At 71.3% G+C, this 12459-nt stretch carries 12 protein-coding genes, 3 tRNA genes and 1 pseudogene; 7 read left to right on the plus strand and 9 right to left on the minus strand.

Annotated elements, in window-relative coordinates; genetic code table 11:
- Positions 1–7: 7 nt before the first annotated feature.
- Positions 8–1006, minus strand: a complete 999-nt coding sequence (locus tag U6N30_RS12015) for a branched-chain amino acid ABC transporter permease (protein ID WP_324277466.1) — start codon at positions 1004–1006, stop codon at positions 8–10.
- Positions 1007–1009: 3 nt separating this feature from the next.
- Positions 1010–2599, minus strand: a complete 1590-nt coding sequence (locus tag U6N30_RS12020; RefSeq protein ID WP_324277467.1) for a branched-chain amino acid ABC transporter permease — start codon at positions 2597–2599, stop codon at positions 1010–1012.
- Here U6N30_RS12020 and U6N30_RS12025 point away from each other — a divergent pair.
- On the plus strand, positions 2592–3188 hold the full coding sequence (locus U6N30_RS12025; RefSeq protein WP_324277468.1) for a GNAT family N-acetyltransferase: 597 nt from the start codon (positions 2592–2594) through the stop codon (positions 3186–3188). The genes U6N30_RS12020 and U6N30_RS12025 overlap by 8 nt on opposite strands.
- A 5-nt stretch (positions 3189–3193) precedes the next feature.
- Here U6N30_RS12025 and U6N30_RS12030 read toward each other — a convergent pair whose 3' ends face one another.
- Positions 3194–3598 (minus strand): PaaI family thioesterase, encoded by a 405-nt coding sequence (locus U6N30_RS12030; RefSeq protein ID WP_324277469.1) that lies wholly within the window; start codon positions 3596–3598, stop codon positions 3194–3196.
- Positions 3599–3644: 46 nt separating this feature from the next.
- Here U6N30_RS12030 and U6N30_RS12035 point away from each other — a divergent pair, with 46 nt between their 5' ends.
- Genes U6N30_RS12035 through U6N30_RS12045 form a run of 3 tightly spaced genes read left to right on the plus strand, consistent with a single transcriptional unit; the run spans position 3645 to position 7506 of the window.
- The gene (locus U6N30_RS12035) at positions 3645–4724 is read left to right on the plus strand and encodes a 5'-3' exonuclease (protein ID WP_324277470.1); all 1080 of its coding nucleotides are present in this window, start codon (positions 3645–3647) and stop codon (positions 4722–4724) included.
- On the plus strand, positions 4700–6937 hold the full coding sequence (locus U6N30_RS12040; protein ID WP_324277471.1) for a DNA polymerase: 2238 nt from the start codon (positions 4700–4702) through the stop codon (positions 6935–6937). The genes U6N30_RS12035 and U6N30_RS12040 overlap by 25 nt, the downstream gene beginning before the upstream one ends.
- The gene (locus U6N30_RS12045) at positions 6919–7506 is read left to right on the plus strand and encodes an AI-2E family transporter (protein WP_324277472.1); all 588 of its coding nucleotides are present in this window, start codon (positions 6919–6921) and stop codon (positions 7504–7506) included. The genes U6N30_RS12040 and U6N30_RS12045 overlap by 19 nt, the downstream gene beginning before the upstream one ends.
- A gap of 5 nt (positions 7507–7511) precedes the next feature.
- Here U6N30_RS12045 and U6N30_RS12050 read toward each other — a convergent pair whose 3' ends face one another.
- Both U6N30_RS12050 and U6N30_RS12055 read right to left on the minus strand, forming a co-directional pair.
- A complete protein-coding gene (locus U6N30_RS12050) occupies positions 7512–7706 on the minus strand; it encodes a hypothetical protein (RefSeq protein WP_324277473.1) in 195 nt (64 codons plus the stop codon).
- Positions 7703–8356 (minus strand): class I SAM-dependent methyltransferase, encoded by a 654-nt coding sequence (locus U6N30_RS12055; RefSeq protein WP_324277474.1) that lies wholly within the window; start codon positions 8354–8356, stop codon positions 7703–7705. The genes U6N30_RS12050 and U6N30_RS12055 overlap by 4 nt, the downstream gene beginning before the upstream one ends.
- A 218-nt stretch (positions 8357–8574) precedes the next feature.
- Between U6N30_RS12055 and rpsA the strand changes: the two genes are divergently transcribed.
- Positions 8575–10050: a 30S ribosomal protein S1 gene (gene rpsA / locus U6N30_RS12060; protein ID WP_324277475.1), complete on the plus strand. Its 1476-nt coding sequence runs from the start codon at positions 8575–8577 to the stop codon at positions 10048–10050.
- A 168-nt stretch (positions 10051–10218) separates the two neighbouring features.
- On the opposite strand, the gene U6N30_RS12065 is transcribed toward rpsA, so the two are convergent.
- Complete coding sequence (locus U6N30_RS12065) at positions 10219–10365, minus strand: hypothetical protein (RefSeq protein ID WP_324277476.1); 147 nt, start codon at positions 10363–10365, stop codon at positions 10219–10221.
- A 100-nt stretch (positions 10366–10465) separates the two neighbouring features.
- Here U6N30_RS12065 and coaE point away from each other — a divergent pair.
- A pseudogene (gene coaE, locus U6N30_RS12070) lies at positions 10466–11244 on the plus strand (dephospho-CoA kinase).
- A complete protein-coding gene (locus U6N30_RS12075) occupies positions 11241–11459 on the plus strand; it encodes a hypothetical protein (protein ID WP_324277477.1) in 219 nt (72 codons plus the stop codon). Before coaE ends, U6N30_RS12075 begins: the two are co-directional and overlap by 4 nt.
- A gap of 690 nt (positions 11460–12149) precedes the next feature.
- Here U6N30_RS12075 and U6N30_RS12080 read toward each other — a convergent pair.
- The 3 genes from U6N30_RS12080 to U6N30_RS12090 form a co-directional block, all read right to left on the minus strand.
- Positions 12150–12221: transfer RNA gene (locus U6N30_RS12080), tRNA-Val, on the minus strand.
- Between the two features lie 54 nt (positions 12222–12275).
- Positions 12276–12346, minus strand: a tRNA-Cys gene (locus tag U6N30_RS12085).
- Between the two features lie 41 nt (positions 12347–12387).
- Positions 12388–12459, minus strand: a tRNA-Gly gene (locus tag U6N30_RS12090).

A 12459-nucleotide genomic window follows, 5' to 3' on the forward strand; every position in this document is an offset into this window, starting at 1 on the left:
TGTCGGGTCAGCGGGCATCGAGCATCACCTCTCGTCGATCACCGAAGATCCCCTGCGGCCGGAAGATCAGCAGCAACATCAACCCGACGCCGACCAGGACGAAGCGGATCTGCGCCACGTCGGTGGAGGACAGCAGGTCCTCGGGGATGACCCCGTTGCTGATCAGCAGGCGCAGACCCGTGTCGGCGAACTGCAGGATGAAGAGCAGGAGCATGGCGCCGATCACCGGCCCCAGCACCCGCGCAGCCCCACCGAGGATGAGCGCGGCGTAGGCCAGGAACGTGTTGGCGTTCTGGTACTGGTCGGGGATGGCCGATCCGGTGCCCACCGCGTAGACCATGCCGCCGAGCGCACCGAACACGCCGCCGAGCACCAGCGCCTGCATCTTGTAGACGTAGACGTTCTTGCCCAGGGAACGGACGGCGTCCTCGTCCTCGCGGATGGACTTGAGCACGCGACCCCAGGGGCTGCGCATCAGCGCGAACACCAGCAGGCTGCCGAGGATGACCAGGATCCACCCGACCAGGGCGACCCAGAGCTCACCGCCGGACCAGGAGGTGCCCAGGATGGAGTACCGGCGGCTGGTGTCCCACGGCGCCAGCGCGATGAAGTCCCCGTTGAACGCCGACAGACCGCGGGTGCCGTTGGTGACCGGTGTCGCCGACACGGATCGGAAGAGCAGGCGCAGGCCCTCGGCCGTGGCGATCGTCGCGATCGCCAGGTAGTCCGCCCGGAGCCGCAGCGTCGGCAGCCCGAGCAGCAGGGCGAGGACGACGGCCGCGAGGATGCCGACGATCACGCCGACCCAGAACGGCAGGCCCCACTTGCTCACGGAGATCGCGATGCCGAAGCCGCCCAGCATCGCGAACGCGATCTGACCGAAGTTCAGCAGGCCCGCGTAGCCGAACTGCACGTTGATGCCGATGGCCAGCAGGGCGAAGAAGATCGCCTGGAAGCCCAGCGCCGACTTGCCGGCGACGGCGAGTGCGTTGAGGAGATCGGCCATGGGTCAGCCCACCCGCGCTCGGCTGCCGAGGATGCCCTGGGGCCTGATGACGAGGATGACGATCAAGAGCAGCAGCCCTCCGACGTACTTCACGTCATTCGGGATGACGAGGGTCGACATCTGCACGAACACGCCCACGATGAGGCTGCCGACCAGAGCGCCGTACGCCGTCCCGAGACCGCCCAGCGTGACGCCGGCGAACATCAGGAGCAGCAGGCGGAAGCCCATGTCCCACTGGACCTGGTCGGAGAGGCCGAGCAGCACGCCGCCCAGCGCGGCCAGCGCGCCACCCATCATCCAGACGAACAAGATGACCCGGTTGACGTCGATGCCCGATGACGCGGCCAGGTCCCGGTTGTCCGACACCGCGCGCATCGCCTTGCCGATCTTCGTGCGCTGCAGCATGACCGCGACGAGCAGCAGGACGACGACGGAGATGACGATCGAATAGAAGTCGTTGTCGGTCATGGTGAACAGGCCGTAGTCCTGCGCCCGACCGCTCTGGGCACCCTGGTAGGGACTCGACCGACCGCCGTACACCACCTGGACCAGGTAGCGCAGCAGCAGCGACAGCCCGATCGAGACCACCAGAGCGGCGATCAGACCGGTCCCCCTGCGGCGGAGCGGCCGCCACAGTCCCAGTTCGTTCAACGCTCCGACGGCGGCTCCCACGAGCATCGCCAGGAGCGTCGCCGGGATCAGTGGCAGGCCGCCCTGCACGTTGATGTACCAGGCGGCGACGGCCCCGATCGTGACCAGCTCGCCGTGCGCGAAGTTGGTGAGGCCGGTGGTCCCGAAGATCAGGGACAGGCCGACGGCCGCCATCGCGATCAGCAGGCCGAACCGAACGCCGTCCACGAACAGCTGGACGGCACGGACAGAGCCGCCGCCGGAGTTCCGGCTGCCGTCGGTCAGCCCGATGAGCACCGCCTGCCGCCGGCCCTCGTCCACGGTGACCGTCCGGCTGTCACCGGCAGCCAGCGTCACGCCTTCGGGCAGATCGCCCTCTTCGATGGTGACGACGTACTGGCCCGGGCCGGGGAGGTCGACCGACCAGCGGCCGTTCTCGTCGGTCTCCACGCTGTCGATCTCGTCGCCGTCAGGCGTGGTGACCTCGACCTGCACGTCCTCGATGGGACCGCTGAGGCTGGTCTGCAGCGTGCCGCTCAGCACCTCGGTCGCCTCGGTCTCCGCCTGCGCCGTGCCCGGCGTGAAGGCCGCGAGGCCCAGTCCGAACGTCAGGACCAGCAGGAGCCGGACGACGACGCGGTACCCGCTCGGTGGCCGACCGCGACCTCTCGGTCGCTGCAGGGACCCGAGGGGTCCCGATCGTCGACCGTGCCGGCGGGGACGGTTTCCCGCGTGCGTCACTCGACCTCCCAGGGCGGATGATTGAGCACGGACCCTAACCCGCCCATGATGCGGAGCTGTCGCTTCGGAGCTGACCTGTGACCTTTCCGCGACACGCCGGAGTGATAACGGTCCGTGCTCATGCGGCGCGTCGCCGTGATCTTGCCAGTTCAGCGGTGCAGTCTTCCTCCACTTCCAGGGAGGTCCCGTGTCAGGAATCGGTTCGCGGTCCCACGTGGTCACGCGCACGGCTCGCCCTGCCGACCTGCCCGCCGTCCTCGCCCTGGTGCGTCAGCACAGGGCCGACGCGCACGCCGAGGACGTCCTCACCGGGCACACGTCGCTCAACGCGGCGGCCTCGGGTTTCCGCCGGTTGCTCGAGGACCCGGGCCATCGCGTCGTCCTCGCCGTGCTCCCCGGTCCGTACGCATCCGACGGGGCGGCCGCCGGGGAGGTGGCCGTCGGGCTCGCCGTCCTGGGGGTCGATCCCCTGTCCCTGGTGCTGGGCAATCCGCAGGTCACCGTCGACACGTTCGTCGTCGACCGCGAGCACCGCCGGCGCGGGGTCGGCGCGGTCCTCCTCGCCGCGGCCGCCGCGTACGCGCAGGAGGCCGGTGCGGCGCACGTGGTGGCCGCCGCCGGTGGTCACGAGGCCGAACGCCAGCGGTTCTTCGCGCGCATGGGGTTCGCGCCGCTGGCCACCCGGCGGATCGTGACGGTGGAGTCGCTCGGCCGGGCACTCTCGTCCTGGCAGCGCGGCGGGGTTCCGCTCCCGGCGCCGCGACGGCCGGTCGGGCGCCGGCGTCCGGTGGCCCGCGGCCTCACGGCCTGAGGTCCTCAGGCCGGCAGGATCCTGCAGGTCAGCCGGGCGCTGGCCGTCGTGCTGCCCTGGTCGTCGCTGACCTCGATCCGGAACGTCGCGAGCGACCGGCCGCGCCGGACGGGGGTGCAGACGGCCGTGACGACGCCGGCCGTCGCCGCTTTCATGTAGGTCGCGTTGAGCTCGATGCCGACGGCCTTGCGGCCCGGACCTGCGCCGAGCAGCGCCGCCCACGACCCGATCGTCTCCACGAGCGAGCAGGTGGCGCCTCCGTGCAGCAGGCCGAAGGGCTGCTCGTTCCCCTGCACCGGCATCGTCGCCACGAGGCGGTCGGGGTTGAAGTCGACGAACTCGATGCCGAGCTTCTCGTCCAGCGGGCTGGAGACTTCGGTCGGCATCCAGTCGGGCAACGGAGTGGTCACGCGGGCACCGTATCGGCGTCGGTACCCGCACATAGGATCGGCTCCGATGTCCGCACCCGGCTCCACCCTCGCCTCGTCCGCCGCCGCCGCCGCCTCCGACCCCGGTGCTCGGCCGCGGCTGCTGCTCCTCGACGGCCACTCGCTGGCCTACCGCGCCTTCTTCGCGCTGCCGGTCGAGAACTTCTCCACGACGACAGGGCAGCCGACCAACGCCGTCTACGGCTTCACGTCGATGCTGATCAACATCCTGCGCGACGAGAAGCCGACGCACCTCGCCGTCGCCTTCGACGTGGGCCGCAAGACGTTCCGGAGCGAGATCTTCGCCGAGTACAAGGCCAACCGGTCCGAGAGCCCCACCGACTTCCGGGGGCAGGTCAGCCTCGTGCAGGAGGTGCTGGCCGCCCTGCACGTGCCGGTGATCACCGCCGAGAACTACGAGGCGGACGACGTCATCGCCACGCTCACCGTCCAGGCCGTCGAGCAGGGCATGGACGTGCTGATCGGGACCGGCGACCGGGACGCGCTCCAGCTGGTCAACGAGCACGTCACGGTGCTCTACCCGCGCAAGGGCGTCTCGGACATGACCCGCTTCACCCCGGAGGAGGTCGAGACGAAGTACGGGCTCACCCCGGCCCAGTACCCCGACTTCGCGGCTCTGCGGGGTGACCCGAGCGACAACCTGCCGAGCATCCCGAGCGTGGGGGAGAAGACGGCGGCGAAGTGGGTCCGCGAGTACGGCTCCTCGACGCGCTCGTCGACCAGGTCGACACCGTCAAGGGCAAGGTGGGGGAGAAGCTGCGCGAGCACCTCTCCTCCGTGCTGCAGAACCGTCGGCTCACCGAGCTCGACCGGGCCGTGCCCTCGACCTCGGCCCGGCCGACCTCGCCGTCCAGCCATGGGACCGCAACGAGGTGCACACCCTCTTCGACAACCTGCAGTTCCGCGTCCTGCGCGACCGGCTGTTCTCCACCCTCACCAGCGCGGAGCCGGAGGTGGAGGGGGCTTCGACGTCGTCGAGGACGAGGTGGCTGCCGGGGGCCTGGGGGACTGGCTGCAGGCCAACGCCCCCACCGGACGGACCGGCGTCATCTTCCGCGGCACGTGGGGCCGGGGAGCGGGGAGCTGACCGGCCTGGCGCTGGCCGCGGGCAACGACCACGCCACCTTCGTCGACGTCGGCCCCGACCTCGACCCGGCCGACGAGCAGGCGCTGGCCGCGTGGCTGGCCGACGCCTCCGCGCTCAAGGTCGTGCACGAGGTCAAGGGCCCGCTGCTCGCCATCTGGGCGCGCGGCTGGGAGCTCGACGGGGTCATCAGCGACACCGCCCTGGCCGCCTACCTGGCGGCGCCCGGCCAGCGGTCCTTCGACCTGGGCGACCTCGCCGTCCGATACCTGCGGCGAGAGCTCAAGGACGCGGTCGAGCCCGAGGGGCAGCTCACCCTGGACGGCCTCGGCCCGACGGAGGACGACGTCGCGAAGGAGGCCGCGCACGCCGACGTCCTCAAGGCCGTCGCCGTCAACGACCTCTCCGACGCGCTCGAGACCGTCCTCGGCCAGCGCGGCGGCGACGCCCTCCTCGGCGGCATCGAGCTCCCGCTCACCCGGGTGCTCGCCGCCATGGAGTACCGCGGCATCGCCGCCGACTCGGACTTCCTGCACGACCTGCAGAAGGAGTTCGCCGAGGGCGTCGCCGCCGCCGCGGCCGAGTGCTACGCCGTCATCGGCCGCGAGGTGAACCTCGGCTCGCCCAAGCAGCTGCAGGCGGTGCTCTTCGACGAACTGGGCCTGCCCAAGACGAAGAAGAACAAGACCGGGTACACGACCGACGCCGAGGCGCTGACGTCGTTGCTGGCGACGACCGGTCATCCGTTCCTCGAGCACCTGCTCCGGCACCGCGACGTCACGCGGCTGCGCACGGTCATCGACGGGCTGATCCCGATGGTCGACGACGCCGGCCGCATCCACACCACGTACCAGCAGACCATCGCGGCGACCGGCCGGCTCTCCTCGACCGACCCGAACCTGCAGAACATCCCGATCCGCACCGCCGAGGGCCGGCGGATCCGCCAGGCCTTCGTGGTCGGGCAGGGCTACGAGTCCCTGATGACGGCGGACTACAGCCAGATCGAGATGCGGATCATGGCCCACCTCTCCGGCGACGAGGGCCTCATCGAGGCGTTCACGTCCGGGGAGGACCTGCACTCCTTCGTCGCCTCGCGGGCGTTCGACATCCCGATCGAGGACGTCGACCCGGAGATGCGCCGCCGGATCAAGGCGATGAGCTACGGCCTCGCCTACGGGCTGTCCGCCTATGGCCTGGCCCAGCAGCTGCGCATCACACCGGAAGAGGCGCGCGGCCAGATGCACGCCTACTTCGAGCGCTTCGGCGGCATCCGTGACTACCTCGACGGCGTCGTCGACGAGGCGCGCATGACCGGCTACACCGAGACGACCCTCGGGCGCCGCCGCTACCTGCCCGACCTCACCAGCGACAACCGGCAGCGTCGCGAGATGGCCGAGCGGATGGCGCTCAACGCGCCGATCCAGGGCTCGGCCGCGGACGTCATCAAGGTGGCGATGCTCGACGTGGAGAAGGCGATCGCCGCCGCGGGGCTCAGCTCCCGGATGCTGTTGCAGGTCCACGACGAGCTCGTGCTCGAGGTGGCGCCGGGGAGAAGGAGAAGCTCGAAGAGCTGGTGCGTCGCGAGATGGCCGGCGCGGCGGACCTCTCGGTCGCCCTGGAGGTCTCGGTGGGCTTCGGCCGGACCTGGGACGACGCCGCGCACTGACCGCACCAGCGGCCGCTGCACGATCGATGTGTCATGCGGTTCCCACAGGGACATCTCCTGCGGGGATGACACAGGCAGAGTCCTCGTCCCGGCCCGATCCCGCCGCGCCGGCCTGGCTGGTCCGCGCGGCAGCGGTCGGCGGCCGGCTGCTCGTCCTGGCCGCACTCGTCTGGCTCCTCGCGGTCGTCGCCGTGAAACTGACGACTCTGCTGGTGGCCCTGTCCGTCGGGTTGCTGCTCGCCGGCGTCGCCCATCCGTGGGTCCGCTGGGCCGACGGCAGGGGCTCCCGCGGTGGTTGTCCGCGGGTGCCGCCGTCCTGCTGCTGCTCGCCGTGCTGGCCGGCGCTGCCGTAGGGCTCGGTGTGCGCATCGCCGACCAGTTGCCGCAGCTGCGCGAGCAGCTCCAGCAGGTCACGTCCGACCTGTCCGAGAAATTCGGCGTCCAACCGCCGTGGAGCGGCTCGGGCTCCGGGGGCGGCTCGGGCGGCTCGGCGGGGAGCGTGCTGCAGGGCCTCGCCACCGCGGGGAGGTGGTGGTCGGAGGCTTCCTGACGCTCGCCTTCGCCTTCCTGTTCCTGGCCAGCGGATCGGCGATGTGGCAGTGGCTCCTCGGCAAGTTCGGCGGGCCGCTCCGCGAGGACGTCGACGTCGCCGGCCGGGCGGCGTGGCGGACGGCGGGCGGCTACGTGCGGGGCCTGACCATCGTGGCCCTCTTCGATGCGGTGGGCATCGGGCTGGGCCTCGTGCTGCTCGGGGTGCCGCTGGCGCTGACCCTCGCCGCGTTGCAGTTCCTCGCGTCCTACATCCCCACGCTCGGCGCCTTCGTCGCCGGGGCCGTGGCAGTGGTGGTGGCCTACGGCTCGGGCGGGCTCACCACCGCGGCGCTCGTCGTGGCTCTCGTCGTCGTCGTCCAGCAGATCGGGAACTCCGTCGTCGAGCCGTGGGTCATGCGGAAGCGGCTGCCGATCAACGCGGTGACCGTGCTCGCTGCGGTGACGACCGGTGGCCTGCTGTGGGGTATCGCCGGTGCGCTGCTGTTCGTACCGCTGGCGGCGGCGTTCTCCGCCGGCGCCCACGAGCTCTGGGTGCGGCGGGGCTCACCTCCGATCGCCGGGGGCTGACCGCCTCACCTCGGGCATCGGGTGCACAGGATCAGTGTGCCGGGGACGAGGACTCCACGTTCCGGGGACCACTGGCCCCACTCCTGCGTCCGGCCGGGCGTCCACTCCGGCTCGACCAGGTCCTCGAGCACCAGCCCCGCGCCGACCACGGCGCGCACCCAGTCGCCGACCGTCCGGTGGTGCTCGACGTACACGGTCATCCCGTGTCCGTCGGTCTCCACGTAGGGCGTCCGGTCGAAGTAGGAGGACACGACCCGGAGGTCGTCGGGGTCGGGGAGTCGGGGAAGGGCCAGCGCATCGGGTGGTTGACCGACGCGACGAACCGCCCTCCCGGACGCAGCACCCGGGCGACCTCGCGCAGCGCACCCTCGACGTCGGCGACGAAGGGCAGCCCACCGAAGGCCGAGCAGACGACGTCCACGGTGTCGGCGGCGACGGGCAGCGCGCCGGCGTCGGCCTGCAGCAGCGGGACGTCGATGCCGGTGGCGCGGTTCAGCTCTGCGGCCCGGGCCAGCATGCCGGCGGACAGGTCCAGCGCGACGACGTCGGCACCGGCCGTGCGCAGCCAGCGGGAGCAGGGCGCCGAACCGCACCCGATCTCCAGCACCCGGCGACCGGCGACCTCGCCGAGCAGATGCGCCTCGGCCTCCCGCAGCCCCTCCGGGCACCACAGGAAGTCGGCGTCCCCGAGGTCCCCGCCGTGCTCGGCCAGGTACGCCGGGGCTGCCGCGTCCCACCACCGGCGGTTGGCCCGTGCGGACTCCGCGGCGCCGGCGGGCCTGCGGGCGACGCCGCCTGCGGCCGGATAGCCGTCGCTGCCCAGCGGGAGGGACGACGGGAGCTCGCTCATGACGCGCCGATCGTGACACGCGGGGAGTGCCCGTCGAGCGTGGACCCAGGTGGACCCGAGGGTCTCGTCGTCCGTACCATGGGGAATGCGCCAGAGGTCTGTCGTGCTCTTCCCCACAGGGAAGGCCCGCGCCGGTTCTCCCCGCTGATCACCCCCGTGGCCGTGTGGCCGCGGGTCGTCCTGTCCCTACGCATAAACCGTCCGGAGCAACCAACCACATGACCTCCACTCAGGTCCGTCCTTCCAGCACTCCCCAGGTCGCCATCAACGACATCGGTTCCGCCGAGGACTTCCTCGCGGCGATCGACCAGACGATCAAGTACTTCAACGATGGCGACATCGTCGAGGGCGTCATCGTCAAGGTCGACCGGGACGAGGTGCTGCTGGACATCGGCTACAAGACCGAGGGCGTCATCCCCTCGCGCGAGCTCTCCATCAAGCACGACGTCGACCCCAACGAGGTCGTCAGCGTCGGCGACGAGGTGGAAGCCCTGGTCCTCCAGAAGGAGGACAAGGAAGGGCGGCTGATCCTCTCCAAGAAGCGCGCACAGTACGAGCGCGCCTGGGGCACGATCGAAGCCAAGAAGGAAGCCGACGAGGTCGTCACCGGCACCGTCATCGAGGTCGTCAAGGGTGGCCTCATCCTCGACATCGGCCTGCGCGGGTTCCTCCCCGCCTCGCTGGTCGAGATGCGCCGCGTCCGCGACCTGCAGCCGTACGTGGGCCGCGAGCTCGAGGCGAAGATCATCGAGCTCGACAAGAACCGCAACAACGTCGTCCTCTCCCGTCGCCAGTGGCTGGAGCAGACCCAGTCCGAGGTCCGCAGCGAGTTCCTCAACAAGCTCGCCAAGGGTCAGGTCCGTACGGGCGTCGTCTCCTCGATCGTCAACTTCGGTGCGTTCGTGGACCTCGGCGGCGTCGACGGCCTGGTGCACGTCTCGGAGCTGTCCTGGAAGCACATCGACCACCCGTCCGAGGTCGTCGAGGTCGGCCAGGAGGTCACCGTCGAGGTGCTCGACGTCGACCTCGACCGCGAGCGGGTCTCCCTGTCGCTGAAGGCGACGCAGGAGGACCCGTGGCGTCAGTTCGCCCGCACGCACCAGATCGGTCAGGTCGTCCCGGGCAAGGTCACCAAGCTCGTTCCCTTCGGTGCGTTCGTCCGCGTCGACGAGGGCATCGAGGGCCTGGTGCACATCTCCGAGCTGGCCGAGCGCCACGTGGAGATCCCCGAGCAGGTCGTGCAGGTGGGCGACGAGATCCTGGTCAAGGTCATCGACATCGACCTGGACCGCCGTCGCATCTCGCTGTCCCTCAAGCAGGCCAACGAGGGTGTCGTCGGCGACGAGGAGCAGTTCGACCCGGCCGCCTACGGCATGGCCGCGTCCTACGACGCCGAGGGCAACTACCTCTACCCCGAGGGCTTCGACGCCGACACGGGCGAGTGGCGCGAGGGCTTCGACACGCAGCGGGAGGAGTGGGAGCGGCAGTACGCCGAGGCCCAGGCCCGCTTCGAGGCGCACCGCAAGCAGATCGCCGCGGCCAAGGAGGCCGACGCCGAGGCAGCTGCCGGTGGCAGCTACTCCAGCGACGACGCTGCCGGCCCGGACGCGCCGGCGTCGTCGGCCGGTGGCGGCACGCTGGCCAGCGACGAGGCCCTGGCCGCGTTGCGGGCCAAGCTCGCCGGCGGTGAGTGAGTAGCAACGCCTGAACCACGGAGGCCCAGAACCCATGCGGTTCTGGGCCTCCGTGGTTCCGCCCCGCGGGCAGGCGCGCCACAGGGCCCGTGGACGTCCGTCCACGGGCCCGGCCCCGTTCAGGGCCCCGCCGCGAGCTTGCGAGTGGCGGGGGAACGGGGTGTTTCTCTACAGGCTGAGGATGATCGCGAACGCGGTGCGCGGGCGGCCGCCGTTCCCGGCGAGGAACGTCCAGGTGTGCCGACCGGCGGGCGGCGCCTGGAAGAGCCACTGGAGGAAGGTGCCGCGGCTGGGGACCGGGCGCTGGAACTGCATGCGCTCGCGAACGGCGGGGATGTCGGCGCAGCGGACCCCGGTGGTCGAGCCCAGGCGGTGACGGCCGGCGCCCTGGCGGCGGGCGGCGCGCGTCGAGGGGATGCGTCAACGGTGGTACGGGACATGTCGGGTCCTGCCTCTCTCGGCGGGGGAAGATCGCCGAGGCGGACGTTATGCGCGTGACGCGTGTGACTGGTGCGACGCGCCGGACGGGACGGACGGGTGTTATCCGGCCGTGACCTTGCGGCCGGGGGTGCCCGCAGCCGGGCAACTACTGTCCACTCGTGCTGCGCATCGGACTGACCGGGGGATCGGGTCGGGCAAGAGCACCGTCTCCGCCCTGCTCGCCGAGCGGGGCGCGGTGATCGTCGACTCCGACCGGATCGCCCGCGAGGTGCTCGAACCCGGCACGCCAGGGCTCGCCGCGGTCGCCGCGGCGTTCGGCGAGCAGGTGCTCGCCGAGGACGGCTCCTCGACCGTCCGGCGCTCGCCTCGATCGTGTTCGCCGACCCCGAGGCGCGGCAGCGGCTGGACGGGATCGTGCACCCGCTGGTGCGGGCACGGGCGATCGAGCTCGCCGCGGCGGTCCCGTCGGACGCCGTCGTCGTGCACGACGTGCCGCTCCTGGTCGAGACCGGCCAGGCGTCGTCCTACGACCTGGTCCTGGTCGTGGAGGCCGATGCCGCCATCCGGATCGGCCGGCTCGTCCAGCGGGGCCTCGGGGCCGAGGACGCCCGGGCGCGCATGTCGGCGCAGGCGACGGACGAGCAGCGCCGCGCGGTGGCCGACGTCGTCCTCGACAACAGCGGGACCCCGGAGGAACTCGCCGAGCAGGTCGACCGGTTCTGGGCCGAGCGCGTCGTGCCGGCGACCGGATGACCCGCCCGCAGTCCGCCGAGGCGCCGGAGGTCCGCCGGGCGCAGGCCGGCACCTGGGTCGCGCTGGTGGTCGTCCCGGTCGGGATCGCCGCCCTGCTGTTCCTGTACGGCGACCTCGATCCGGCCGTGCACGGACTGTTCGCCGTGGTCGCCGCTCTCGAGGTGATGATCGCCCTGTCGTGGTGGCGGTCGCACCGGCGGCGCGACGAGCGCTGACGGTCAGCGCCCGGCGGATCCCGCGTACGGCCCAGCGTGCGACACGTGTCCGGGCAGCGGTACTGGTGACACTCCCTCCCCGAACCGCAGCGTGGACGCTCGGTCGGCGCAGGAGTCGGCCAGTACCGAGGAGGAGAACGTGACGCGCACGACCCTGTTCGGAGCTCTCCCGCGCGCCGTCCCGTCCGCCTCCGTCGCCCTTCCCACGACGGCCTCGGCCGTTCCGTCGACCGCGAGCTCCAGCCAGGTCATCGCCAACGGTGCTGCTCGATCCGACGGACCCGACGCGTGCCACGGTGCAGGCGCGTTACCGCTGCACCGGCGAGACCCATCTCCGGGTCGCGGTCGAGCAGACGGCGGACCGCACCGCCGACCCCGCACTCGCCGACGAGGGCAGCAGCAGCATCTCGGCCGCCTGGTCGGACAGCCACCGCAACGCCGTCACCTGTGACGGCAGGACCCACGTCGACCGGTTCGAGGTCGACCAGCTGGAGCCGGTCTGGGGGTCCGGAGAGCCGACGTCGAACGTCGAGGAGCCGCTGGCCGAGGGCGTCGGCTACCTGCAGTTCTGCCTCTACGACGAGGTCGCCGGCGAGGGTGACGCCACCGACGACGAGTTCCGCAACGTCCGCTGGGTCACCGCGACGAAAGAGTCCCAGGCTGCCGCGTCGGCTGCCTGGGGCTCGGTTGTGGGCGATACTGGGATCGAACCAGTGACCTCTTCCGTGTCAGGGAAGCGCGCTACCGCTGCGCCAATCGCCCGTTCCGGCCTCGCGACCGGACCCTCCTCCGCGCTCGTGCTCCGCAGAGGAGACGAGGTGGAGACGGGATTTGAACCCGTGTAGACGGCTTTGCAGGCCGTTGCCTCGCCTCTCGGCCACTCCACCGCACGCGGGCGCCAGTCTCTCGACCAGCGCCCGAGGTTCCGAGCGGATGACGGGATTCGAACCCGCGACCCTCACCTTGGCAAGGTGATGCTCTACCACTGAGCCACATCCGC

Origin of the sequence: Blastococcus brunescens (assembly GCF_035320885.1) — a bacterium.
Classification (GTDB): domain Bacteria; phylum Actinomycetota; class Actinomycetes; order Mycobacteriales; family Geodermatophilaceae; genus Blastococcus_B; species Blastococcus_B brunescens.

Coding starts and splice junctions, on each gene's coding strand:
- U6N30_RS12035 (WP_324277470.1), top strand. CDS start 3,645: ATGTCCGCACCCGGCTCCACCCTCGCCTCGTCCGCCGCCGCCGCCGCC.
- rpsA (WP_324277475.1), top strand. CDS start 8,575: ATGACCTCCACTCAGGTCCGTCCTTCCAGCACTCCCCAGGTCGCCATC.
- U6N30_RS12065 (WP_324277476.1), bottom strand. CDS start 10,365: ATGCAGTTCCAGCGCCCGGTCCCCAGCCGCGGCACCTTCCTCCAGTGG.
- U6N30_RS12055 (WP_324277474.1), bottom strand. CDS start 8,356: ATGAGCGAGCTCCCGTCGTCCCTCCCGCTGGGCAGCGACGGCTATCCG.
- U6N30_RS12075 (WP_324277477.1), top strand. CDS start 11,241: ATGACCCGCCCGCAGTCCGCCGAGGCGCCGGAGGTCCGCCGGGCGCAG.
- U6N30_RS12015 (WP_324277466.1), bottom strand. CDS start 1,006: ATGGCCGATCTCCTCAACGCACTCGCCGTCGCCGGCAAGTCGGCGCTG.
- U6N30_RS12050 (WP_324277473.1), bottom strand. CDS start 7,706: ATGACCGTGTACGTCGAGCACCACCGGACGGTCGGCGACTGGGTGCGC.